The organism is Flavivirga algicola, assembly GCF_012910715.1.
Classification (GTDB): domain Bacteria; phylum Bacteroidota; class Bacteroidia; order Flavobacteriales; family Flavobacteriaceae; genus Flavivirga; species Flavivirga algicola.
Genome location: NZ_JABBHF010000015.1, coordinates 1 through 26,401, shown reverse-complemented (window position 1 = coordinate 26,401; position 26,401 = coordinate 1). Strand labels below are relative to the sequence as shown.

General features: G+C 33.7%; 16 protein-coding genes. 8 read left to right on the top strand and 8 right to left on the bottom strand.

Translation table 11 applies throughout. The annotated features are described in order from the left end of the window. Nucleotides 1-125 precede the first annotated feature (125 nt). On the bottom strand, nt 126-2,549 hold the full coding sequence (locus HHX25_RS19545) for a bifunctional aminotransferase class I/II-fold pyridoxal phosphate-dependent enzyme/GNAT family N-acetyltransferase (RefSeq protein ID WP_169676935.1): 2,424 nt from the start codon (nt 2,547-2,549) through the stop codon (nt 126-128). A gap of 535 nt (nt 2,550-3,084) precedes the next feature. Here HHX25_RS19545 and HHX25_RS19540 point away from each other — a divergent pair. The 3 genes from HHX25_RS19540 to HHX25_RS19530 all read left to right on the top strand — a co-directional run bounded on the left by HHX25_RS19540 (nt 3,085) and on the right by HHX25_RS19530 (nt 7,792). Continuing rightward, the gene (locus HHX25_RS19540; protein WP_169676933.1) at nt 3,085-3,468 is read left to right on the top strand and encodes a DUF7793 family protein; all 384 of its coding nucleotides are present in this window, start codon (nt 3,085-3,087) and stop codon (nt 3,466-3,468) included. Nucleotides 3,469-3,573: 105 nt separating this feature from the next. After that, on the top strand, nt 3,574-4,557 hold the full coding sequence (locus tag HHX25_RS19535) for a helix-turn-helix domain-containing protein (protein WP_169676931.1): 984 nt from the start codon (nt 3,574-3,576) through the stop codon (nt 4,555-4,557). Between the two features lie 613 nt (nt 4,558-5,170). Next, a complete protein-coding gene (locus HHX25_RS19530; protein ID WP_169676929.1) occupies nt 5,171-7,792 on the top strand; it encodes an outer membrane beta-barrel protein in 2,622 nt (873 codons plus the stop codon). Between the two features lie 1,071 nt (nt 7,793-8,863). Here HHX25_RS19530 and HHX25_RS21490 read toward each other — a convergent pair. Both HHX25_RS21490 and HHX25_RS21485 read right to left on the bottom strand, forming a co-directional pair. Continuing rightward, a complete protein-coding gene (locus tag HHX25_RS21490; protein ID WP_317169113.1) occupies nt 8,864-9,064 on the bottom strand; it encodes a GIY-YIG nuclease family protein in 201 nt (66 codons plus the stop codon). Beyond that, entirely contained in the window at nt 9,027-9,176 is a 150-nt protein-coding gene (locus tag HHX25_RS21485) for a GIY-YIG nuclease family protein (protein WP_317169112.1), read from the bottom strand. The genes HHX25_RS21490 and HHX25_RS21485 overlap by 38 nt, the downstream gene beginning before the upstream one ends. Nucleotides 9,177-9,903: 727 nt before the next feature. On the opposite strand from HHX25_RS21485, the gene HHX25_RS19520 reads away from it, so the two are divergent. Both HHX25_RS19520 and HHX25_RS19515 read left to right on the top strand, forming a co-directional pair. Then, a complete protein-coding gene (locus HHX25_RS19520; protein WP_169676927.1) occupies nt 9,904-10,524 on the top strand; it encodes a hypothetical protein in 621 nt (206 codons plus the stop codon). Between the two features lie 669 nt (nt 10,525-11,193). Further along, complete coding sequence (locus HHX25_RS19515) at nt 11,194-11,493, top strand: DUF6520 family protein (RefSeq protein WP_169676925.1); 300 nt, start codon at nt 11,194-11,196, stop codon at nt 11,491-11,493. A gap of 217 nt (nt 11,494-11,710) precedes the next feature. Here the strand turns inward: HHX25_RS19515 and HHX25_RS19510 are convergent, their stop codons facing one another. After that, on the bottom strand, nt 11,711-14,863 hold the full coding sequence (locus HHX25_RS19510) for a SusC/RagA family TonB-linked outer membrane protein (protein WP_169676923.1): 3,153 nt from the start codon (nt 14,861-14,863) through the stop codon (nt 11,711-11,713). Between the two features lie 2,336 nt (nt 14,864-17,199). Between HHX25_RS19510 and HHX25_RS19505 the strand changes: the two genes are divergently transcribed. Genes HHX25_RS19505 through HHX25_RS19495 form a run of 3 tightly spaced genes read left to right on the top strand, consistent with a single transcriptional unit; the run spans nt 17,200 to nt 19,157 of the window. Continuing rightward, complete coding sequence (locus HHX25_RS19505) at nt 17,200-17,661, top strand: MauE/DoxX family redox-associated membrane protein (RefSeq protein WP_240964583.1); 462 nt, start codon at nt 17,200-17,202, stop codon at nt 17,659-17,661. After that, nucleotides 17,658-18,836, top strand: coding sequence for a hypothetical protein (locus HHX25_RS19500; protein WP_169676911.1), 1,179 nt, complete (start codon nt 17,658-17,660; stop codon nt 18,834-18,836). The genes HHX25_RS19505 and HHX25_RS19500 overlap by 4 nt, the downstream gene beginning before the upstream one ends. Nucleotides 18,837-18,872: 36 nt before the next feature. After that, entirely contained in the window at nt 18,873-19,157 is a 285-nt protein-coding gene (locus tag HHX25_RS19495; protein ID WP_169676909.1) for a DUF6520 family protein, read from the top strand. Between the two features lie 120 nt (nt 19,158-19,277). On the opposite strand, the gene HHX25_RS19490 is transcribed toward HHX25_RS19495, so the two are convergent. From HHX25_RS19490 to HHX25_RS19475, 4 genes are all read right to left on the bottom strand, one after another. After that, nucleotides 19,278-20,597: a TlpA family protein disulfide reductase gene (locus HHX25_RS19490; protein WP_169676906.1), complete on the bottom strand. Its 1,320-nt coding sequence runs from the start codon at nt 20,595-20,597 to the stop codon at nt 19,278-19,280. Between the two features lie 109 nt (nt 20,598-20,706). Continuing rightward, on the bottom strand, nt 20,707-22,128 hold the full coding sequence (locus HHX25_RS19485) for a RagB/SusD family nutrient uptake outer membrane protein (RefSeq protein WP_240964582.1): 1,422 nt from the start codon (nt 22,126-22,128) through the stop codon (nt 20,707-20,709). Nucleotides 22,129-22,143: 15 nt separating this feature from the next. Beyond that, nucleotides 22,144-25,434, bottom strand: coding sequence for a SusC/RagA family TonB-linked outer membrane protein (locus HHX25_RS19480; protein ID WP_169676904.1), 3,291 nt, complete (start codon nt 25,432-25,434; stop codon nt 22,144-22,146). Between the two features lie 545 nt (nt 25,435-25,979). After that, on the bottom strand, nt 25,980-26,401 hold a 422-nt coding region (locus HHX25_RS19475), incomplete at its 5' end, for a T9SS type A sorting domain-containing protein (protein ID WP_169676902.1).

Sequence of the window (26,401 nt, the reverse complement as noted above, 5' to 3'; positions counted from 1 at the left end):
AGAAACGATGATGCTACATACAATTAAGCCTCAGCTTTAGTTATTGGAAATAAAAAACCTCCAACTTAAAGTTGAAGGTTTTACTTCTTTTTAGCCTATCTATGACTTTCGTTTAATATAACAAGCTAGTTATTCTCCATAACTCCCATTAACTCTAAAGAAAAGTTATCTTTTGCTTGTATATAAGCTGCTTTGGGAATGATAGTAGCGCCTACTTTTTTCTTTTCAAAGGAAGCGGTCATACCAAAATCTATTTTTTTAAACCCAAGTTTTGTAGCACGCTTTATGGTTTGATACAATAACTGCCTGTAAATCTGATGCTCATCCTTGTAATCGTAATCCATGCCAATAAAAGCTGGTGTATATGTTTCTTTTAAATTCTTATAACAAAACATAACACCTACTGGTATATGTGATTTTCCTTTATTGAATTCCTCTTTTAAATACAGTGTTAAAAACTCCCAATTTGGGTGTTGAGACATCATGGCAAACAGTTTTTTAGGTAATGGAAACATGTTCAAGGCAAGATTATGCCTGTTCACATTACTATATAACTCATAGAACTTATCTATTTGCTCTTGATCGGTCGTTTCATTATATACAACTATCTTAAAATGCGCTTCATAAGGCTGGATATCTTTTTTAAAGTGTTTCCTGGAACGCGTGGACAATGAGTCTGGGTAGTCATCCATAGTTTTCCAATTAAGATCAAGTATCTGACACGAATCGGGCATTACTGTCTTAATAAACCCTTGTTGGTGGCATAATTGACTTAATTGATCATCGTGTTCAAAATCCCTCAACACCATCCAATTTGAATTAAATTGCTGCTCCAAATCTTCAAGTTTGTCCAACATCTGCTTCATTGCCAATTTCCAATGGGGGTGAGATTTATTTAAATAAAGGTGGGCGCCTTCAGTAAATGGTGACCCCATACCTAATACATAAGAAGTGAGATGGTAAGGATCTTTTTTCCGTGTTTCTTCTAATTTGATGGAAACAGAAACTGGTGCAAGCATATCTTCTTTCCATAACGCATATGTAAAAAATGTAGCTAGTATAGGTGTTTTATCTGCATCTTTAATGATAATATAGTGAAAGTCCCAATTATTTTCAGGAAGTTCGTTTTGTGTAAAAACGTTTTCAAGAAAAAGCAGACCATCCCAATCAAAGGCCCCTTGCCTACCCATAAGCTTATTCCATTCCTTTTTATCGATGTTTTGTATGGTTGTTTCATATTTAACATGAAACTCTTCAACGATTTTCTTTTTTGGCAATGCTTCCAAAACAGGCAATTTAAAAGCTTTCCTCACTTTATCTGGCGTGGTATGTGTATCTTCCAAAGCTTTCGGGTAGTGGTAAACCATTGCTTCTACCAAGCTTTTAATTTCTTCTGCCTGATTATGTCTGGAAATGGTTATTCTCACACCAGTATTCTTTACTGGCACGGCTGGAAAAATTCCTAAATTCACAAAAAAACCTTCCTTCATCAATCTATTTACAAAATTATACCCAGTAACTGGCATCCCTGTACCTATGTAGAATACTGGAGAATTATTTTCCTCAACTAAAGGCAGGTCTGTATTTGCCAATAGGGTATTAAACAATGTTATTCGTTCTAACAACTCGTTTTGGAGCATATAAATCTCGGGAGAAAGGTGGATATTAGCAGATGCTATTGCCGCTGCTACAGAGGCAGGCTCTAACTGAGCAGAAAAAGTTAAAGGACCTCCAAAGGTTTTTATTTTATGGTATCTTTTCTTATGGGTGCAAACAGCCACAGCACCACTGGCTCCAAAGGTTTTACTTAGTGTTCCAAACAACAGTATATTGTCAGGTAATTCGCCAAGTTTGCTAAGCACATAACCCGTACCATGCTTACCAGCCCAACTCATGCCATGAACATCATCTAAATACAAATGTAGCTGCGGGTATTTATTACACAATTGCATCAGTTCTTCTAAAGGAGCCACATCTCCGTACATAGAATAAACACCATCTGCCATATACCAGATTTTTTTATATTTAGAGGATAATTTTTTGATTTTATCCTCCAACATATCCAGGTTACTATGTCGAATCATTTCAATGGGTACGCTTCGTGTTTTAAGTACATTCGCTGCACTTTGCACACTCCAATGAACTTGATGATCTAAAATAATGGCATCTCCGTCATTAACGGCACTAGGGATGACCCCAAGGTGTCCTAATGTACTATTTTTAGTAATAATAATAGGCGCATGATATAACTGGGTTATTTTTTCTTCTAACTTTCGATATAACGGATTTGAGATATAGCTTTTAGAAAGAGGAAACTGAGTTCCGTACTTATAAATAGCATCCATCGCTGCGTCTTTTAAGCGCTTATCCTGCTCTAATCCTAAATAACCTGTGGTTCCGAAATGAAAAAGGTCTTTTTGTTTGACCTTTATCTTTCTTCCTGTAAAGTGATCTCCCTCTGCATATAAATGCAATACGCCTTGTTTTTTAGCATCTGTAAACACCTCATTTACAGTATCCAAAAAGTTGTTATGTTTAATTTTTGCCATTTCAAGATTTATTAATGGTTAATGCAATTAGGGAGGCTATTATATTCCATTGGCTAAATCATGGAATATAAAACTATAAAAATTTATAGCTCTATTTTGCTATCCCTACAAGTATTATATAAAAAATCCCTTACAGACAAGTTTTTATCCTTCTAAGACAAGTTTTGTACAAACAAAAAAATATATTTTGACGTTATAAGATAAATATAAAAAATATTAAACTACTTAAAAACAGACAATTGACACTTCCTAAAATAAAAAAAAGTATCTTTATAGTTGGGCATAAACGAGGAAAACACAATTGGCACTAAAATTATTCCTAAAAAGTTAAATGTACGGTTTTACCTCAGTTAAGTTAAAATAATTGTATTTATATTTGTTTAGTTCTATGTTAATGTTGTTTTAATTTGTATCACATTAATAAAAAGAACATTCTCTCTCTTAAGGTAAATTAATACAAATAATAATCGTAAAAATATGTATTTAAATTTAATTAAGTCATGAAATCTTTTAACCCCAAAAATTTTAAAATAGTTTGATAGATCATATAGAAAATGAGTATGCGAAGTTTTGGATTGAAAAAGACATTCTTTATTTTGTTTACAAAAATGGAATTTCTATAGATCAATCCGTAGCCATGCAAGTTGTTGAAGATAGGCTTTTATTACAACAAGGTAAAGAGTTTTTAATCTTTTGTGATATGAGAGGCGTTAAAAGCGTCAATAAAAGCGCCAGAAACTACTTAGCAATAGAAGGCTCTGCCTTAATTAAAGCTGTTGCTTTGTTAGTTAATAACCCTTTGACCAATACGATATCAGGTTTTTATGTTAAAACCAGTAATCCAGCAATCACAACCCAGATATTTACAAGCGAAGAGGATGCTTTAAATTTTCTAAACAGTTATATCATCTCTAAATAATTATTTATGAGACTAGTGCACCTCCTTATTTTTAGAATACAATAACCGTCTATTTTTCCTGTTTTAAAATCAGTATAAAAATCTACAAATTAGTATGTATCTGTGATGAAACTCAATAACAAACAAAGAATAAAACAAATCCATACTATGCTTATGGAGTTTGCCAGTGGGAATTTTGCTTACAAGGTTGAAAGGTCTGATTTGAATGATGATATCGAAGCCCTCATCGCGCTGATTAACATGACCTTTGAAGAAATAAAAACTTCTTTTCTCCATCAAGGCTATGCAAACTTAAATGAAACCTACAAACATCTGGTTCAAATGTTCTTTGTTCTAGACACAAAGGACACTATTATAGCCTTTAATTCCCGCATTAAACAAATGTTATTCTTTGATGATAATGAATTGCAAGAAAAAGATTTTTCTACATTCCTCACTCAAGAATCAAAATTAGCTTGGAATGGTTTAAAATCTAAATTAGTGCAAGCAAACCTTGATGCTCATGAAGAATTTATCGTACTATCTTTTAAAACCAAACAACAATTAATTTTAACATCCAATTGTTTAGTAAGTAAATTTGTCGATCGAGTGAATCAATCGGAAAGAATCGTAGTCACATCTATAGAAATTATTAAAAATAGTACCGAAAGGGAAGCTGAATTACGAAAAATTGTAAGTACAGGAAAGAATAAAGCAGCAAAGCATTCTTATAATGGTAATAAAAGCAAACAGTTAAATTTAAGTTTTACCGATATTAGAAAAATCCGAAAAGTACATGATCACATTATAAATAATTTAGACAAACCACTCGCTCCATTGATTGAGTTGGCACATGCTTTTGGAACTAATGAATACAAACTAAAATATGGTTTCAAACAATTGTATGGGCAAACAGTATTTCGTTTTTTAATAAACGAACGATTGAGAAAAGCCAGTGTTTTAATTCAACATACAGATACATCCATAAAGGAAGTGGCACATGTAACTGGATTTATAAGTGCGCCTCATTTTTCTAAAGCTTTCAAAGAGAAATATGGATTTACACCAAGGGATTTAAGAAAACAATCCAATCAAAACCCCGATATTTAGTTACAAGTGAAAAAAGTATTAAGCATTAGGTACTAATTTGCAGTTTGAAAATTCAAATATCAAATTCCTGATGCGAAGTTCTAAATAAAGAATACCCAATTCTCCCTATAAACATTCGACTACCAAACACTGAACACTATATTAATCACAACATCCTTTTCAGACAAGTTTTAATCCATTTAAGTTAAGTTTTATCCTCGATATTTGTTCTATAGTTGTTAGTTAGTTGTCTTTTCGAATTCGGTTGCGCCCAATCATCTTTATTGGGATTTTAGGGATTGAGCGTAGCTGGAATTGAAAGGATCAAAATTTTCAAGACTCAACAATAGATCAATTGGTACGTATTGACAGGTATATTATTGCGTATTAACAAAAAGACATTCGCTTTAAAAGCCTTATTACAAGGCTAAAAATAACGTTCATGTGTAAAAAGCAGGGATACGCATCAAAGTCTCTATAAAACGAGACGTTCATTTTTTACTGTTTAAAAAGCTCCCAAGTGAAAATACCGTGTACATACAGATTCCATTTTTAAGAATAGTTTATAAACAGGCAACTAAAATTTAAACGCGTGAAACATTGCTTTTTTGTCTATACAATACTTTGCATAACGATGTCTTTCTCACAAACGAAGCCTTTTAAAATCTCGGGAGCCTTGATAACAGAAACCGATAAAATAGCTCTAGAGTCAGCAACAATTCATTTAGAACGTGCTAAGGACAGTTCTTTGGTCACTTATGCCATTTCAGATAAAAATGGGTATTTTTCTTTAGAAGGCAAAACGGCAGACAAACATTTAAACCTCTATATCTCGTACGTTGGGTATCAAACCCACTTTCAAACTGTTTATTTAGACAAAGTAACCATTAATTTAAATACTATTAATCTAAAAACAGACCTTAATGCCTTAAAGGAGGTTCTTATAAAGGTTAATCCACCTGTCGTTATAAAAAAAGACACTTTAAAATTCAATGCCAACTCTTTTAAAACTAAAAAAAATGCCAATGTTGAAGATTTACTAAAACAATTACCTGGCGTAGAAGTTAATGATGCAGGCAAGATAAGTATCAATGGAAAAGAGGTCGATAATATTTTGGTAAATGGAAAACCATTTTTTAGTAATGACCCGACTATAACAACCAGGCATTTAAGTAAAGAAATTATTGATAACATTCAAATCACAGATACAAAAACAAAGGCAGAAGCTTTTGCTGGTGATGAAGGTAGCAAAGAAAAAAAAACGATCAACCTCGTTATAAAGGAAGAAAACAACGATGGTACTTTTGGACAGGTAGCAGCCGGGACAGGAACCAACAAGCGTTATGAATTTGTTGGTATGTTTAATCTTTTTAATAACGATCAACGCATGAGCCTCCTTGCTGGAGGCAACAATATAAATGTACCTGGCTTTAACTTTAGAAACGGTCTTGCAAGCAGGCAAGGGATTACTACATCTCAAAATTATGGTGCCAATTACGTTGATAAATTGAGAAAAAGGCATGATATTTCTGCCAATTATTTTTTCTCTGGTACGCGTTCTGAAAACGAACGTACAACACAACAAATCAATATTCTCCCAGATTCGAGATACACAAGCAATTCCAATACAAAGTCACATGATGAAGGGAAAAACCACAGTATCCATTTAGGGTTTAACATCGAAGTCGATTCTATGCTTTTAATCAATATTAACCCAGCATTTAACATGGTTAAAAATAAAATGGAAACATCAGGTAGTGAAGCTTCCCGAAATGAAGATAACACCTTGACAAACCAATCCAGTTTGTCTTCATTTTCTGAAACAACTAATAAAAACCTCAACAACCATGTTGATGTTACAAAACGATTTGGTAGGTATGGGGCTTATTTTAAATTCAATATATCAAATAAATATCAAACTACAGAAACTGATAATTACCTAAATTCTGAAACCAGTATTTTTGGAGATAATCCAGAAGAAATTAACAGAAACTTATTTACGGATAGTGACCAAAAGTCAAAAGGAATTTATACAGGCGCTACTCTTAGATGGCCATTAATTGTGAAGATCCTGTTTTTAGATCTTAAGTTTAATTATAGATATGACAAACAAAAAAATATAAAGAGCTCTTACGCTTTTGATCCAGACACACAAGGCTTCACCATATTTAATGAAGATCTAAGTACAGATTTTGAGTATACAAATAAGCGAAGTACCCCGGCTTTAAAACTAACTTATAAAAAAGAAAAATGGTCTGCTAGTTCTCAAATAGGGTATGTATTAAGAACCTTAAAAAACATCGATTTTTTAAGACCCGATTTAAGTTTAGCCCGTAATTTTGAAACTCTAGAGCTGCGATCGAATTTTCATTATCAATATAATCCAAAATCGTATTTATATGCCAGCTATGGCTTAGATAACATACCACCACAGTTGTCACAACTACAGCCTTTTCAAGATATATCAAACCCTTTAAATACAATAACAGGAAATCCTAATTTAAAACCGACAAATACGCATAGCTTTTATCTTGGTTTTAATACGTTCAATTTTCAAAAACGTCATGGTTTTTTTGGTCATGTCTATGCCAATTTAAACAACAATCAGGTAGTAACTAAAACAACTATTGATGATAATTTTGTGAGAAACACAAGCTATGTTAATGTAAATGGAGGTTTTAGTTTAAACACTGGTGCCAGCTATAATAAAACGATAAAAATTGACTCCCTAAAAACGTTTAGATATAGTGTTGGGCTATCCTCGGGCATTAACAAATCGATTAACTTTAATAATGATGTGTTGTATGTTTCAAACAATACCACCTTAACACCTCATACTAGTATCACCTTTGCATGGGATCACGTTATGACAATAGCTCCAAATTACAGGCTATCATTTAATAAAACCACGTTCGATCTGGAAGATTTTAATAACCAAGAGTTTATAAATCATTCCGCTGGGTTACAAATAACCACATTCGTTCCTAAAAAATTAGAATGGCAGCATGACATTAGCTTCAATTATAACCCAAATGTCGCTGAGGGATTTCAAAAAAGCGTCTGGTTTTGGAACACCACTTTAGCCTATACCATGTTTAAAGACCATGGTATTTTATCTTTAAAGATTTACGATTTATTAAACCAAAACACAAACGTTAGGCGTATTGCCACGAAAAACTACATTCAAGATTCTCAAAGCAAAGTTCTTAAGCAATATTTTATGCTAAGTTTTAGTTGGAAGTTTAACAATTTCTAGAGGCATTTAAATGCTTGTGTTTATAGAGGTTGACCAGCAACTAGGGGAATGTTTTTCAATTAAAAACCGGCAGTAATTTCGCAAAATCCTTTTCAGATAAGCTTTAATCCATTTAAATTAAATCCTATCATCGATCTTTGTTTCGGTTAGTAATTTTTGTCTTTTTGACTTCGGTTGCGCCCAATCACCAGTTAATTGGATTCTTCAGATTGAGCGTAGCCGAAACAAAAATAAATTAGTATCACTACAACACAAAAAACCCATCAATGACATTTAACATATCACTCCTAGTAGCAAACAACATTCAAAAGACATCCTTTTCGGACAAGTTTTAATCCTTTTAAGTTAAATCTTATCATCGATATTTGTTGCGGTTAGTAATTTTTGTCTTTTTGACTTCGGTTGCGCCCAATCACCAGTTCATTGGATTCTTCAGATTGAGCGTAGCCGAAACAAAAAAATAATTAGCACCAACACCCCTAAACACCTCATTAACAACACACAAAACCTCAATCATATATTACCTAATGACTTTTAAAGACATCCTTTTCAGACAAGTCTTAATCCCTTTTAGTTAAAACTTATCATCGATATTTGTGTCGTCTGATATCTAATTTCGGTTGCGCACGATCTTCTTTTTTATAGGGATTTAGGAGATTGAGCGTAGCTGAAATTAATCTTAGCAAGGTTTTTCTTTCAAAAAAGTATGTTATTAAATTTGAGCTTCGACAAGCTCAGCGTGACATAGGAATTTTGTTTTGTCTTAGTTCTTTTCAAGAAGAAATCTTAAAAATAGGCAACGCTTCCACGATACTAGGTTGACAAAATAATTGTTAATTACCAACTAAGCATAAAAGACTATATAAAGCTACCCTGTCTTGCTGAGCTTGTCGAAGCATAGTATGACATAGGAACTTCTTTTTACCTTAACTCTTTCAATAAGAAACCTTATATAATAGGCAACGCTTCCACGATACTAGGTTGACAAAATAATTGTTAATGCCAACTAAACAAAAAAGACTATTTAATGTCACCTTGTCTTGCTGAGCTTGTCGAAGAACAAGAAGGCCATTATCGGTTATCAGGATGTTTATATTCTGTATAATTTTTAGAAAACTCGATTAAATCTTCCCAATTATCATTAATTAAAGCTTCTTTTTTTCGTCGCGACCATCCTTTAATTTGCTTTTCAATTTTTATAGCTTCTGATGGACTTGTACACTGTAAATACCATTTAAGTTCTATAGGTCTTCTCAAAAAATGTATAACCATCTTTTCTATAACCAGATTTATGCTGATTAATTCTTCTTTCTAAATCGTTGGTCATTCCTGTATAATAGGTTTTATCAGAGCAAAGTAATATGTATACGTAATAAAATTTCATTTTAACTTCAAATTTACGCTTCGACAAGCTCAGCGTGACACTACAACTTCTTTTTGTCTCAATTCTTTTCAATAAGAAATCTTATGAGTAGGCCATTCTTTCACTAAGCCAAGGAGCCAAAATAGTTACTAATGACCAACTAAACAAAAAAGACTATTTAGAGTTACCTTGTCTTGCTGAGCTTGTCGAAGCATAACACACGAAACAATACCTACAAGTGCAACAACCCTTTATAAACTTGCGCTTCCACAAGCTCAGCGTGACATAGGAACTTCTTTTTCTCAGCTGTTCCAATACAGAATCTTATGAATAGCCTCCCTTTCTACAATTTTGGATTATTTAAGTTAAAAAATCAAACAAAATTTATACGACAAACGAATCATATTTTTTCAGCTCTTAAAAATATTAATCCCTCTCAGGCAATTTTTATTCCTTATCAACTAAGTTCCTTCATCTACATTTGTTATCGATTTAAATTTACTTATAATCATCCCCCCTAAGCTGGGTAGTTATAATTTGTGATTGTCCTAATAAATTACTTTTCAAGTTAAGCTACCTAGTTTTTAACAATATTAATTAAGATTCTAATGAAAAAGAATGAAATCAAGTTTTCCTACCACACCTCAAACATAGGTTAACGAATCCTTCTCAGGCAATTTATTATCCTTTTAAAGTAAGTTTAATTTTCGATTTTTGTATATAGTCGCCTTCAATCTAAATAAAAACAATGTTACACCGTATATTTACACATAAGAAAACCAACAAACAACTGATTACATTTGATGACAGTGAATTTGAAAAGGAAAATCCTATCAAACAATATGGTAGTAACATTATTGTAAAACAAATGATTTTAAATGGTGTTCCTAAAGAAGAAATTACAGGAGAAAAGGAACTTACTACTACGAGCAGCGAAATATTTAAAAGCGCCCATATACATTGGCTAAAACTAAAAAGTGACTTTCAAAAAATAAAAATCCCCAATAATTTAATAAAGCTTTTAAAAACCAATAAGAAAAAAGATCAAGAAAAATTACTTGACGGATGCTTGCTCCCTTTGGAAACCCTAACCTCTTTTATTTTTACGGCTTATCATAAATTTGGGTATACACTAAGTCAATATATCCCTGAATTTTCTAAAAAAGATTTCAAATCGGTTGCTAGAATTATCGATTGTGGTGAACACTGGCATTGCTTTTTCACAACTCATAATGATACCAATGGAGACAAAACACAACTTCATTACTTGTCCAGTGCCTTTGGTATTGATAGATCTGAACTTATTAAACAAATAAAATCGAGCGAGTCTTTGTCCAAATTAGATAACCTGCCTCTTATTACTTTATAGAGAGATGAAGTCATTTGCATGCAACGTTACGGATCAAACAGACCCCAAAAAACCAGAGTAAAATCTATTTATATTTTTAGAATCCTTTTAGAAAAATAGAGTAAACTCTGGTTTTTTCTTTTTGTTTTGTAGTAGAACCAAAACTATTTCACTTTAAAAAGAATAAAAGAGCATATATTGAGATATCAAAAATAGAATGCCACAATGTATTATCTATAGAAGACCTCGGTGAGGTGGTTGCTGGTAGTCAGGCGACCTGTTCAATCAACAATCTATCTCTTACATTTTATTTATATAAAAAACACTTCAAAATTGAATACATCTAACTAATCCCTCTCAGGCAAATTATTATCCTTTTAGAGTAAGTTTTTATTCTTAATAAATTCTAACTTAGCACATATACTGCTGACACACAATTAATTACCATTTAATTATTAATTTTTAAAGATATTATTACGCCTATTTTTGAAGGCAAAACCTAAGGCTTAGGGTACTTTTAGACAGCAACTATATAAAAACAAGACAAAACCAAGGTACATACTAAACTCTTTTATGCTTTCTACCTACTACTACAATCAAAAGACCAAGTACCTAAAAAATACTATAGTCAGGGCTAAGACCGAAAACCTGTAAAAGAGAGTAGGTCATTAACTTTTAAAATACCTTATTATGAAAACAAAAATTTTTAAAATCGTTTTACCTGCTTTAGCATTGACACTAGCTGTTACTGCTTCATTAGCTTTTACTCCTAACGGTAATAATATGGCCGATGCTATTGTAGTTACTTCTGGATGGTACCAAAACCCCGATGAGCTTAGCTGCGCAGTTGCATCACCCATTAACTGTGATTGTACATCTTCATACAATCCTGTATGTACCATTATAGTAGGGTTTAATGTTCATCAAGTATATCAAAGAATTAACAGTATATCGCCATGTAACGTGCTTCTGTATGAAGGCTTGGATTAGTTTTGAAAAGATTCGTAAATAAGCTGTCTATTTTATTTCAATATCTTTAAGTTAAGAAAGTATATCTGCTTGAGCGTATTCGAAAGCGCATCATTCCAACACATAAAGAAACTTTCGAATACGCTCCTTTAGTTAAGCCGTTTGAAAGGATTATTCTCATTAAGCTTTGATTGACAAAATAACTACCCGGCATCTATAAAACCAAAATAATTCAAAGTCAAAATGTGACATTGAAGCCTAAAGTAAATTGTCGTAATGGTGGTAAAACGGATGCACTCTGTACTTCTGGATCTGCGCCATCGTATCTTGTAATAATAAATAAGTTCTGCCCCTGTAAATAGATATTTATGTCCATATGTTTTGTTATGGCTTTAGGCATCGTATAACTTAGTGAAGCATTTCGTAACCTAATAAAGGAAGCATCCGTTACAGATGCATTACTATGTCTATACGTATTTGATGCTATTGCAGCGGTATTGTTAATAGGCAGAAAAAAACGTTGGATCGAATTTTCATCACCTACTTGCTGCCAGCGATCCCATATGGATACAGGCATATTTTGAGCCATCCCTCCAAGGTTTAAAACACCAGATTGAATAAAACTTCTTCCTTTTTGTTTTACAAATTGAAAAAACATATCCAATTGCATATTTTTATAGGTTATGGTATGCCCCATGCCCCCAAAATATTTTGGTGTTAGATCCTCAAGCCATTGACGATCATCTTTATTTATAACCCCATCATCATTATAATCTTCAAACTGCCACACACCCGTTTCAGGATCAACCCCCAGAACATGATATAATTGCCAAATTCCCAAAGGCTTCTCTACTAAATACTCACTGGCCAAGGTAGATTTCTCTAGTTCTGGGAATGCTACCAGTTTATTTCTATTTGTCGAAATATTAAAGGTTGTACGCCATTTAAAAGAATCGTTTTGAATATTTACCGTACGTAGATCAATCTCAACTCCTTTATTTTCTATGATGGCATCTAAATTTGCATTGATACTGGAAAACCCTGTAGTACCAGGCAAAGGAACGGAAAGCAATTGATTGGAAGAACGGTTGCGATACCAGACCGCTGACAGGAAGACACGGTCCTTAAAAAAACCTAACTCTAAAGCTGTTTCCAATTTTTTATTTTCTTCCCAGGCACGATTAGGGTTAAACAAGCGGGTAGGTGCCAAGCCAGATCCGTTGTAATTACCCGAAACCTCATAAGTATCTAAAAAAGCATAGTCTGGCGGCTTGTCACTTCCTGTTATACCATAACTGGCTCGCAATTTCCCAAAACTCAAAACCGCATGATTCTCAAAGAAGCGTTCCTCAGAAAACAGCCATGCCGTCCCAATAGCTCCAAATTTGCCGAATTGCTTACCAGGTCCAAATCTGGAGGAACCATCTCGACGCCCTGTTATGTTTAGGATAAGTCTATCTTTCCAATTAAAATTAATCCTGCCAAAAAATGCCTGATATTTATACTCGGTATCCGTATCAAGAATAACCCTTTTATCTTTGGCTGCGGCTAGATTTTGCAATAAGGCATTGCTTGGAAAATTAGATGCAGACAGCCCCAACTGCTGATCTTTCTCTTGTTGAAAAGTAGTACCCAGAAGTAATTTTAAGTTGATATTTCCCAAATGATAGTTCCAATTAATTTGAGGCTCTACAATCCAAGACTCACGTTTACTACTATTTGTACTAATACTAGACCGACTGCTATCCTGCCCCGAAGCGCTATTAGGGTCAAAACTAGTATGTGGAAATGCTGCATAAGACTGCAAGCGGTAATCGGTATAACCCAAACTGGTTTTAAACTCCAGCGATGGAATTGGATGGTAAGACCATACCGTATTCGCAATAAGGTTATGTGTTCTTGCCTGATAATCCTGCTCCAACATAGACAAAGGATTTCTCCAAGTAGAATTTTCCCAATTTAAATTACCAGTAGCATTGTAAAGTGCTGGAGCATTTGGCGGTAAAATCAATGCACTCTTTGTAAAATCCTGAGGCGGTAGATTATTAGTATCCGATCCATAATTTCCAGAAAAACGAAGTTTAAAGCGACGGTCTTCCGATTGATGATTTACATTAACAAGTAAGGACGCTTTATCATATTTTGAATCTCCTATAAACACGGTAGTCTCTGTTACATAACCACCACTTAACAAAAACTGTGTTTGGGCATCGCTTCCCGAAAAGGATAGTTGGGCACGCTGCCTATAAGCAGTCCCTCCAATAAGTACTTCTTGCCAATCTGTATTGCGTTCCTGATCCCATACATATAAATCTGGAAAGGCCGATCGTGATGAAGCTGGTATCGTTTGAAGGGTGAAACCTTCATTTTCAATAGCTTCCTTACGCATTTCTAGATACTGTTTTGCATTTAATACATCTACAAAACGGGGCACTTCGCTTAATGTACTGCTCACATGGAGTTTAACCTGTGTTTTTCCAATCCTGTCTTTCTTGGTCGTAATCAGTATCACACCATTAGCGCCACGTGCCCCATAGATAGCAGTGGCATCGGCATCCTTCAGTACTTCAATACTTTTTATGTCTGCTGGATTTATCGTGTTTAACGGACTCACCTTGCCACCAGGAATAATATTCCCTGTTAAAGAACTCAATTCCAACGACCCAGAATTGTAAGGCACACCATCTATTATATATAACGGATCGTTAACCTCATCTAAAGGCCCACCTGGGCCTATAAAGTTTTGTCCGCGAATTCGGATCTGATACCCACTACCAGGAACTCCCGTATTTTGGGTGATATTCACACCAGGCAGATGCCCTTGGATAGCAGCCAAAGGGTTATTAACGGTCTGTTTTTCTATGGTTTTTGCCTCTAGCTTACTAATGCTACCAGTAGCCAACCTTTGAGACGTTTTATAATATCCAGCTTCAATGGTTATTTCGTCCAATTGGTCAACGCCTTCTTTAAGAACAATATTAATAGTCGTTTGATTACCAACCATTATTTCTTGTGTTTCAAAACCTATGGACGAAAAGACCAATACCTGAGAAGTCTCGGATACCTTGATAGTATACTGACCATCTAAATTAGTGGGTTTACCGCTACCCGTGTCCTTTATTAAGACAGTTGCATGGGGGATGGGAAGCCCTGATTGATCTTTGACCGTACCAGAAATTTTAAGTTCTGGCATCTCTTTTATAAAGAAGGTTTTATTTTGAGATACAATATACGTGGATATAAAGCAGAATAGTATCATACAGAACAACCGTATAAAGGATTCTATTATAAGCCTTTCTAGTCCTTTTTTTATATAGCAAAATACACCCGCAAATTTAATTTCCTCAGATTTATGGAGCATCAGGTTCATTAAGTCTTTTAATTTATTCATTTTAGAAGTGGCTCTAACTAGTTACCTGCATAAATGCAAAAACTATGCACCTACCTTTTTTTGCAACACATTGTTTTTAAGAATCCGCCATGAAGCGTATTCAAAACGATTTATTACTTTACTCCCCCTAAAAAGAAAAATCTCTTAGTTTCTTATGTATATTGACAAAACGAGATTTTCGTCCTAATATTGATGGTTAGATATTCAATAAATGACGTTAAAAGTCTTTATTCGAATCATGCTTTATTATATGTCCTAATTTATAATAAGGTATTTTTGAAACATCCGACTGTGCCCCGTGGTTAAATGCATAAGACTTATAATTTTAATAAAACCAAAGCTTAACATCAGGACACTTTTCGTTTAAAAGCTCTTTATTCCATACGTATTTTAGTTATTTTTTTTACTGTTATAACTTGTTTATGGGCAAAACACAGATTATTCATTCCCATTCCTTTTAAGCATTTTATTTCTAATTAGCCAAGCCGCTAATTTTTTGAGAGAGGCTTTATTTGGTTGTCACGGTTTATACAGACATCATAGCCATGAAATCTGCCTTTTTATCATTCAAAACAATCCTACTTACCTATGTGTAGGTCTCTAAATTTATCTTTTTCACTTGATACTTTAGCAACGCTAAGGGAAATAAATAGAACCTATTTAAATTGGAACATCGTTTTTACTTTAATAAAATGAAAAGACGCGTTCTATCTAAAATCAATACAACAAAAACACAAAAGCGGGTGGGTGTATTTTTACAAAAATATTCAAAACACTCATTTTCAAACAAATAAACATTTCAATTATTTAAACTTGTTTAAATGTGTCACTGTTTATTTGCATAAATTATAAAGAAAAGCATCGTTTATGATATCTCACTCTGTTCAATATAACAGCTAATCAACAATTTTCATTTTTTCAATAAATCCAGCACTAACCAAATTTGGAGACTAAATATTCTAAAACAATTATACAATGCTGAATAGAACCTTTGTCAGACCTCAGAAATAAAGAGCGGAAAGCGGAACTGCCAAGCGCAGCTTGAAGCATGCAGCTTTTAGAGCGAATGGTGCTCAGCAATTTCCTTTGGCTGACTTGATTTTTTGGTTCGTTTTTTTATCAAGAAAAAAATGAACGGATATCATAAAAATAAAATGAAGATGAGATGTCATGACCATACTGTGTTTCGACTACGCTCAACACCCACATTTCGACTTCGCTCAACGACCGCATTTCGGTATGACAGTTAATTAATAGTCTTTATTCTAAATAAATTTGGAAACTAAATATTCTAAACAATTATATAATGCTGAATAGGAACTCTGTCAGACCTCAGAAATAATGAGCGAAAAGCGGAACTGCCAAGCGCAGCTTGAAGCATGCAGCTTTTTAAGCGAATGGTGCGCTGCAATTTCCTTTGGCCGACTTGATTTTTTTGGTTCGTTTTTCTATCAAGAAAAAAATGAACAGATATCATAAAAATAAAATGATGTTGTGGTATCACGACCATACCCCGTTTCGACTACGCTCAACGTCCACGTTTCGGTATGACAGTTAATTAATAGTCTTCATTCCAAATAAACTTGGAGGCTAAATACTCTAAACAATTATATAATGTTGAATAGGAACTATGTCAGACCCCAGAAATAATGAGCGAAAAGCGTAACTGCCAAGCGCAGCTTGAAGCATGCAGCTTTTAAAGCGAATGGTGCGCAGCAATTTCCCTTGGCTGACTTGATTTTTTGGTTCGTTTTTTTATCAAGAAAAAAATGAACGGACATCATAAAAATAAAATGATGTTGTGATATCACGACCATACCTCGTTTCGACTACGCTCAACGTCCACGTTTCGGTATGACAGTTAATTAATAGTCTTCATTCTAAATAAACTTGGAGGCTAAATACTCTAAACAATTATATAATGTTGAATAGGAACTATGTCAGACCTCAGAAATAAAGAGCGGAAAGCGAAACTGCCAAGCGCAGCTTGAAGCATGTAGCTTTTTAAGCGAATGGTGCGCAGCAATTTCCTTTGACTGACTTGATTTTTTTGGTTCGTTTTTTTATCAAGAAAAAAATGAACGGACATCATAAAGATATCAACGACCACGTTTTAACTCCACTACATTAGATACCGAAACAAGTTCAGTATTAGTTAAACTCTGAGATCCCGCCCAAAAGCGGGATTAGTTCAACTTACAATTTTGAGTACGCCTTGCAGGCTTCTCAAAATTGAGTTTCACTAAAATCCCTCTAAGACAATTATTTATCCATTTAAAATAAATTTTATCTCGCACCTTTGTATTGTTAATAAATCAAGGCATTATAACATGGTTATGAAAATTAATAGTAAATATAAAAACATCTTATTAGAATTTATTTGTTTTCTGTATATACTTCTATTTGTTTATGCAGCAATGAGTAAATTATTGGTTTTTGATGAATTTAAGATTCAAATAGGACAATCTGCCATGCTAACGCCTTTTACTAGTATTGTAGCCTGGGCAATCCCTTCTCTCGAAATTTTAATTGCCTTACTTTTAATTATTCCGCGATTTAAACTTTTAGGATTATTTGCAGCCTTTAATCTTATGGTTATGTTTACCGCTTATATTTTTATTATTTTAAATTTTAGTAATGATGTGCCATGCTCTTGTGGTGGCGTTATTGAAAAATTGGGTTGGACCGAGCATTTAATTTTTAATATTGCTTTTGTTATTCTGGCCTTTATAGGGATTCTTATTATAAATGGACAAAAGAATAGTTACGTAACAACCCCAAAATATGCCCTCTCATGACACAGAAGAAACTTTATATATTGCTATTTATCTCTGCTATTGGTAGTATAGGATTCATTTCCCTCTTATTTGCCTTTACAAATAAAGGTCCAGAACGGGATATGAGTTTTAAACGGGGGTTCCTTTATGATGCTCCTAAGAAAATTCATGAAATGGATCTTAAATATAACGGGTATTATATTGCGGGAGCCTATAAAGATAAAATCTATCTGGGGAATCCAAAATCGCCTTTATACCTCACGGTTGTAGATACAGCACTTCAAAGTAAAGAGGTGATTCATATAACCATGGATCAAGATAGTTTACCGCTTCGTTCTCCACAGGTACGAGTAGTGCCTCCTTATTTCTTTTTGATGGATGGGACTGTTCCGTATGTCCTTAGAGGAAAAACTAGAGATTGGAAGGGGTATTCCATACTTGAAAACCCGCTTTATTTTAACAATGCACAACCTATGGACTCAGTTACTTTGGCTATACGAACCATGAGCAGCAAAACAAGAGAATTTGCTCTTGGCACCATACACCTTGCAGACTCTGCAACCATGATACTCTCTCACGAACTTTTAAAAAAACAGGTGGATGGTGTTTTTGATGTAGATGGAACACTTCAATATAATAAACAGCAGCATCAATTAGTATACACCTATCGTTATCGCAACAAATATATAGTGGCTAATGACAATCTGCAATTACAAAACCTTGGAACGACCATAGATACCATTAGCCAAGCTCAAATAAAAGTGAGTACCATAGCTTCAAAAAATCAACAAAAAATGGAGACACCTGCTCTTAGGGTAAATAAATATAGTTCTACTTCTGGAAATTACTTGTTTGTAAACTCTCTACTACTTGGAAAAGCAGAATCTATAGATATGTGGGATAAATCTTCAGTAATTGACATCTATAATTTAGTGAAAAATCACTACGAATTTAGTTTTTACGTAGAAGATATTGAAAAAAATAAACTTAAAACATTCCAAACCTTGAGTGATAAATTTATAGGGCTTATTGGAAATCATATCGTTGTTTATCAACTAAATAAACATTTTAAGGTTAAGGAAGAAAAAAAAACTTTCATAACAGCTCAAAATACTCTAAATATAAAAAACATTAAAAATAATACCAGAATATTGGTTAACAATACTGCAGTCAGGGCTAAGACCGAAAACCTGTAAAAAAGAGTAGGTCATTAATTTTTAAATATCTATATTATGAAATCTAATTTTTTTAAAATCGTTTTACCAGCTTTCGCATTAATGTTAGCTATCACGGCTTCTCTTGCTTTTACGCCTGCAGAAGATGACATAACAACTCAAGATGTATGGTTTGCTGATAGTGTTTTAGCTGTTCAATTACCTGCTACAGTTCCTTGTAATACTATACTTGAAGAAAATCCAGTTTGTACTGTACAACGAGGACCTTTCCAAGAACAAGTTTTTTACAAAGACGCTTCAGGAGAGCCTACTATTATTTTATATAAAGACGATGAACAATAATCTTTTATAAGATGATTTAGAAAGGGTACCCTAAAAGAGAGTACCCTTTCATACTAAATTCAGATAGATACAATAACCTCAAAAATAATCAAGAAAAACAATACTAAAAATATAAAGTAATCATTTTTCTAAATCTAAATATTTAAGAATAAGCATTTCTAGTCTTTCTCCACGTGCATTTCTATCTACGATAATGCCGTCCTTATTTAACAACCAAACAGTTGGCAATACATTAATTTTATACAAAGCATGATAGCTTACCAAAGCATCTGTTCCACCGTCTAAACGTTGTGGCCAGTTAACATTCGTTTTCTTGAGAATATTTTCTACCCGTTCTTTGGCGTCATCACTATCAGCAGCAATACCAATTACCTCAAAACCAACATCTCTGTATTTATCATACATAGCCCTGACATGGGGCATCTCTTTAATACAGGGAGCACAATTAGTTGCCCAAAAGTCAATTAATATTACTTTTCCTCGCATGTTGACTAGATTTATTTTACTCCCATCCATTGCGATAAATTCCATTTCTAATGGCTTAGTGTAATCTATTTTTTTAAGTAACTCAATAGCTCCTACATTCTCTTTTGCAATTTCATGCAAGACTTTTATCCCTAACTGATTTGATTTTGGGTGATCATTTCCTGTTACTCTATAAAAGTATTTCCAATAGGAAGCTGATGCTGAAGGGGAAAAATTTTTAAGCAAATTCAATATACTTTTTATATGATGTGCAGCTTGTTCCAAGTCAGCATATTTATTGATATGATCTTCTAAGAGTAAACAGATATGTTTATAGTGGTGTATCTCCAAATTATTCCAGTACTCAGCCTCAATTTTATTTTTTGGCAGAGCATTACCTAATTTTATAGCATATCGAAGCTCACGCGAAATCAATTGAAGTGATGCAAGCTCTTTACGTTCAATACTTGCATTAGAATTAAGTATACTTTCCACCATTGCATCGCCTGTTTCTCGCCACAATTTCATGGACGAATAATCCACTGGTTTTAAACGGGTTTTATAACCCCGCCCGCGTGATGTATTCTCTATAAGGGCAAGAATACTATCAGAGACAATGTCTGGTAAAAAATGAGGTTCTGCATAAGCATTAAAGAATAAGTATAGTGCTTTATCTCGGCGTTCATCTTCAGGGTAATTATCCCAAAAGGCTTTTGCCAGCCTAGAACGATTTTTATATATTTTATCCTCATATTTTCGCATTTCTATATAACCTAAATCAACTGCTTTTTGATACTCTGTACCTAGACTATACATAGTCTGCTGTAACACGTCCCAATCTTTATCTGCTTGTGTTTTTACAACCTGAGGCTTGATAATTGATTCTTGTGCTTGCACCATTGTAATTTTAAAAGCCAACAGTAATAATAAGATTCTTAATGTTGTTGCAGCTCTTTTTTTATTATGTTTTATCATTATAATATATTTTTAGAATTGTTATAATTAAAAAATTCAGATTAGTAACTAGTTTTAGTTTTCTTAAGACGTTTTTGTCAACTTGTGATTAGAAAATTATAGACTATCACTAGTTATAGCCTTCATTTTGAGGCAATAAATTTGGGTTTAATAAAATTTCAGATTCTGGAATAGGGAGTAAAATGTCTGTCTTTCTCCAGCCTGGTTTTATGGGAGCCAAGACTTCTTCAGCTTTTCGCATTCTTTTTAAATCGAACCAACGATGCCCTCCTTCTGTGAATAATTCAACGAAGCGCTCTCGCAAAATTGCCTCCCGCAATTGATTTGGTGTAGATGCCGTAGTGTTAGCTAAACCAGCTCGGTTTCTAATGACATTTAAATCTGCTTGTGATTCTGATATTTTATCAAGCTCTGCTCTGGCCTCAGCTCGAATTAAATATTGTTCAGCCAAACGAAATTCAACTAAATACTCTAAAGACTCTGGCTGTGTATTAGTAACTTCTTTATACTTAAAAGCATAATAAGCTCCTCCTGTTCCTTGCCCAACCCAATTAGATTTACGCAAGTCATTAGATTCGAAAGTCCCTTCAACCAATAGCGTACTTAAGGTAGGCTGAGTGAAACTTGGATTATTGATAAAGATAAATGTCTCTGCCACTGAGGTGTTTTCGCCAGCAACATCAGGTACGAACTGCCATATTGTTCCCGATGAATCTTTCAAAAAAACTTCATCTAAATTCTGCTCTAACATAACTTCATCTATGACTTCTGAAGCCATTCTCTCTGCTTGTTCCCATTTGAAAGTATATAGATACACCCTTGCTAGTAAAGCCTTTACAGTAGTATTATAAACTCTAATCCGTTTCTCAGGGAATTTTGAAACGTCTTCGCCTAATGAGCCCAATGCATTATTCAAATCTTGTATTACATAACTATAAACATCATCTTCTGATATGCGCGACACTTCAGAGTTTGTCTTATAATTTGTGGTATTGATATAGGGAATTGGCCCAAAAAGCTCAACCAGTTTGGTATGAACATATGCTCTAATAAACAGCGCCTCCCCTGTTAATTGAGTTTTATCTTCTAATTCCAGTGCAGATGAACCTTCAACCCCTTCAATTAGAGAATTAGTGGAAAAAATTATACTATAATAACTACTCCATAAGTTAGCTATACTTTGGTTTGACTGTATAATGGAATGGTCAAAAAATGAAGTTCGGTCATTTGGAGCATCCAATTCATCGGCATACATTCCTAGTAATCTATCAAAATTTGTAATTGAGCGCAAATTCCCATAAATATTCCGTAAAGCTGCTGTCGCTGTTGCCTTATTTTCAAAAACTGATTCTTTGACCAATTGATCCTTTGGCAAATCAACATTTACAAAACTGTCACACCCAACTAAAACACTCGTTGCTATTAAGCAATTGGTTATATATACAAAACTGAATATGTTAGTAAGCTTTTTTAATGAAATTTTTTTGATTCCAAATAAATATTTTAACATTCTGTTTCTTAGATGTTTCATAAACTATTCCTATAATTAAAATGTTATATTCAAACCTAAAGTAAGCTGTCGCAATGGAGGCAAAACTGCCGAACTCTGAATTTCTGGGTCTACATCATCATATTTTGTAATCAAAAATAAGTTTTGCCCCTGGATATAAATGTTTAAATCCAATTCCTTTACCACATCTTTTGGAACTCTATAGGCTAAAGACACATTACGCAATCTAATAAAAGAAGCATCTGTGACTGACGCATTACTACTAGCATATCTACCAGCGGCTCTATCTGCTTCCTGATCAAACACATAATATCTTTGAATTGGACTTTGATCACCTGGTTGCTGCCAACGATTTAAAATACTTACTGGCATATTTTGATTAATCCCTCCAAGATTTAAAATCCCAGAATTAAAATAAGGACGTCCTTTTTGTTTTACAAATTGAAAAAAAACATCTAATTGTAAATTCCTATAAGTAAATATATTACCTAGGCCTCCTGTATATTTAGGAGACCAGTCTACAATTAAGTAACTATCATCATTGTTAATTTCTCCATCGTTATTATAATCTTCGTACTGCCAAAGTCCAGATTCTGGATCAACACCCAGCAAATTATATCTTTTATTAATGGTTAGTGGCTCCCCTACAACAAGCCTATTAGCAAAGGAAGTATCTTCCAATCCAGGGAATGATACCAATTTGTTTCTATTAGCTGATATATTAAATGTGGTTCGCCAACTAAAAGCATCTTTCTGAATACTTGTCGCACGCAGATCAAACTCAACACCACTGTTTTGCACAACTGCATCAAAATTAGTATTGATAGAAGAGAAACCTGTTGTGGTTGGCAAAGGCACGTCAATCAGTTGATTTGAAGAGCGATTACGATACCATGCAGAGCTTATTGAAATACGATTATTAAAAAGCCCGAGCTCTAAACCTATTTCTAACTTTTTGTTTGATTCCCAAGCACGATTCGAATTAAAAAGGCGTGTGGGTCTTAATGCCGACCCATTATAGGATGTTTCTGGGGAAACAACATAGGTGTCATAAAACGCATAATCAGGTGAATTATCACTACCTGTAAGACCATAACTGGCACGTAGCTTACCAAGAGTTAAAATATGACTATCTTTAAAAACCTTTTCATCTGAAAAGATCCAAGCTACACCCACAGCACCAAAATTACCAAATCTTTTGCCTGGTCCAAAACGTGAAGACCCATCCCGACGTCCTGTTAGGTTTAATATATATTTATCTTTTAAATTGAAGTTAATTCTGCCAAAGACTGCTTGATATCTATACTCTGATTCCTGATCTAATAAAATTTTTCTTTCTAATCCAGAAGTTAAATTATGAAGTAAAGCATCACTGGGAAAGTTACTTGCTGATTCCTGAATTTGCTGACGAGTATTCTGTTGAAATGTAGCTCCAATAAGTATCTCTAAACGATTATTTTTCCATTTATGTCCCCAATTAATTTGTGGTTCAATGGACCAAGAGTTATTGTTTCCTGTACTGGTTATAATAGATGATTCACTGCTATTCTGCCCCCCTATTGTAGCAGGATCTTTACTAGCTACTGGACTAGTTCTATAATCTTCTAAAACATTCCTAGTATAGCCAAGACTTGTTTTAAATTCTAACGACTTAATTGGGCGATAAGAAAGGGATGTGCTCGCAATAAGACTATAGCTAGTCGCATTATATTCTGCCTCTAATGCTGCAAAAGGATTTAGGAAAGTTGAATTTTCCCAATTCAAATTACCACGGTTATCATAAATTGCAGGAGCGTTAGGAGCTAACGTAGATGCCCTAGTCATAAATTGATTTACATTAGAAGGTAAATCATTAGAATCTGCTCCATAATTACTAGAGAAATCTAGTTTAAAACATTCATTTTGGGATTTGTGGCTAATATTTAGAAGAACGGAGCTATTTTTATATTTAAATTCCCCAGGAAATACATTACCTGCATTTGAATGAGAACCACTTAATAAAAACTGGGTGTGTTCACTACCGCCTGAAAAAGACACTTGCATATTCTGCCTAAAAGCCGAACCACCAATCAAGACCTCATGCCAATTAGTATATCTATTCCTATCCCAAACATATAAATCAGGGTATCGGGATTTAAACGCGTCTGGGAATGTTTCTAAAGTATAGCCCTCATTTGCTAGAGCCTCTAATCTCATTACCATATACTGTTGGGTATTCATTAAATTAGGTAAACGAGTGACTTCCCCTATTCCTGTACTGACATTTACTTTAATCTGTGTTTTCCCTACACGACCTTTTTTGGTAGTGATAAGTATTACCCCATTTGCCCCTCGAGATCCATAAATAGCTGTGGCATCGGCATCTTTGAGTACTTCGATACTTTTAATATCGGCTGGATTTATCGTATTTAGTGGACTCGTTCCTGCATTGGTAAAAACATTAGAATTCATAGATCGCAATGACAAAGCATTACTGTTATAAGGCACCCCATCTATTATATATAATGGATTATTAATTTCAGTATTTGGATCGATTAATCCATTTGCAAAACCAAAGAAGTTTGAGCCCCGAATCCGAATTCGATAATTTCCACCATTAACTCCAGATTTCTGTGAAATATTAACACCAGGTAGGTGACCTTGCATGGCTGCCAAGGGATTATTGACAGGTTGTTTTTCTATGATTTTCGCGTCAATTTTACTAATATTTCCTGTTCTTTCTCTTTCGGATGTATTGTAATAACCAGCATTGATTGTTACCTCGTCCAGTGCACTAATACTTTCTTTAAGACGAATATTAATAGTGACTTGATTACCTACCGTTATCTCCTTTATTTCAAAACCTAAAGATGAAAACACCAATACGTTAGCTGGATCTGGTATTGTAATTGTATAATTGCCTTCAAAATTCGTAGCGGTTCCTTTATTGGTACCTTTTATTGAAACTGTAACCCCTGGTAATGGAAAACCCAATTGATCAGTAACAGTACCCGAAACTTGATATTGCTCTTGCAAATTTCTCTCTTTTATAAGAATGGTATTGTTAGTAGTAAAAATGACATTGACACTACTTGCTGAAAGACTTTGCTTAAGTAATTTATTAAGCCTAATTGTTCCTTTCGTGAGCTTAATTTTAGGAAACCCTTTAAACAAATCCTCATGGTATACGAAAGAAAAGTCTGTTTGTGATTTAATAATTTTGAATATTTCGTCTATAGAAATCATTTTATTTTCACTAATAACGATCTTGTCATTTTGAGATAAGACATGTTTTGGTGTTAAACTGAATAAGGCCGTACAAAACAGAAAAATAAAGGTTCGTATCATGAGTTTTATTGGTTCTTTTCTTGTACATCTACAAAATCTATCAGAGACTACTGAAAAAAAAAAAATGTTAACTATTATTTCATTAAATTTACGAATCATTGATTAGTTAATTTCTTATTGATTAATTGATATTATTATTAAAGGGACGAGGTCTTAAATTTTTAGCGAGATCTAAACCTCGTTCCTTTATCTTTTTGATTTTTTTATCATAATATTTAGGTTCATGAAATTGTCTCTTTGTACTTCTCTTAAGTTTATGTTTACCAATGAAGTACTAATAGAAATTACCTTCCTTAGTAATTGTTTAGAAGTATGGCATAATTAACAATCTTGATAGTATTGAAAATATTTTATCAATGTAACATTTAATAATTGATTTTACCACAACGACTTACTCTTCATAGCAAACCTATCTACTCAGGATATATTTGCTTAACCTATTTTAGAATCCTAATTAATAACTAAGCAAGTTTAGTAATAATCGGAATAATTCAACCAAAACTTTGTGAGTATTCCCTTCGAGATTCTCCAAAGTTGAGCTTCATTTACTTTTTAATGATCTTTCTGATTTCTATACCATAACCTGTGTGTATTTTCAAAAAATACATACCTTTTTGCAAATGACTCATATCAATACTATCGCGCTTACTTTGTAATATATACTGCCCTAAATTATTATAAAGACCAACCAATTTTAGGTCTGAAACATTTTTAATATTGATAACATTTTCTACAGGATTTGGATAAATTAATGCTTTTTGATTCTTATTAAAATTTGTAACGGACAAAGCACCTGAAGTATTGACCGATAAATTATCAAAAGCCATTATAGTAGCAGATAAAGCGGTCATTGTAAAGGAAGTAACACCTGGCCAATTCAAATCTACAGGAACTAATCCTGGAGCTCCACCCCCAGAATCCATTGTTACATCCACAGGGGAAGAACCACTTCCATCTAGACGAGTTA

Coding starts and splice junctions, on each gene's coding strand:
- HHX25_RS21490 (WP_317169113.1), bottom strand. CDS start 9,064: ATGGTTATACATTTTTTGAGAAGACCTATAGAACTTAAATGGTATTTA.
- HHX25_RS19490 (WP_169676906.1), bottom strand. CDS start 20,597: ATGATAAAACATAATAAAAAAAGAGCTGCAACAACATTAAGAATCTTA.
- HHX25_RS19500 (WP_169676911.1), top strand. CDS start 17,658: ATGACACAGAAGAAACTTTATATATTGCTATTTATCTCTGCTATTGGT.
- HHX25_RS19520 (WP_169676927.1), top strand. CDS start 9,904: ATGTTACACCGTATATTTACACATAAGAAAACCAACAAACAACTGATT.
- HHX25_RS19505 (WP_240964583.1), top strand. CDS start 17,200: ATGAAAATTAATAGTAAATATAAAAACATCTTATTAGAATTTATTTGT.
- HHX25_RS19510 (WP_169676923.1), bottom strand. CDS start 14,863: ATGAATAAATTAAAAGACTTAATGAACCTGATGCTCCATAAATCTGAG.
- HHX25_RS19485 (WP_240964582.1), bottom strand. CDS start 22,128: ATGAAACATCTAAGAAACAGAATGTTAAAATATTTATTTGGAATCAAA.
- HHX25_RS19545 (WP_169676935.1), bottom strand. CDS start 2,549: ATGGCAAAAATTAAACATAACAACTTTTTGGATACTGTAAATGAGGTG.
- HHX25_RS19495 (WP_169676909.1), top strand. CDS start 18,873: ATGAAATCTAATTTTTTTAAAATCGTTTTACCAGCTTTCGCATTAATG.
- HHX25_RS19535 (WP_169676931.1), top strand. CDS start 3,574: ATGAAACTCAATAACAAACAAAGAATAAAACAAATCCATACTATGCTT.
- HHX25_RS19530 (WP_169676929.1), top strand. CDS start 5,171: ATGTCTTTCTCACAAACGAAGCCTTTTAAAATCTCGGGAGCCTTGATA.
- HHX25_RS21485 (WP_317169112.1), bottom strand. CDS start 9,176: ATGAAATTTTATTACGTATACATATTACTTTGCTCTGATAAAACCTAT.
- HHX25_RS19515 (WP_169676925.1), top strand. CDS start 11,194: ATGAAAACAAAAATTTTTAAAATCGTTTTACCTGCTTTAGCATTGACA.
- HHX25_RS19480 (WP_169676904.1), bottom strand. CDS start 25,434: ATGATACGAACCTTTATTTTTCTGTTTTGTACGGCCTTATTCAGTTTA.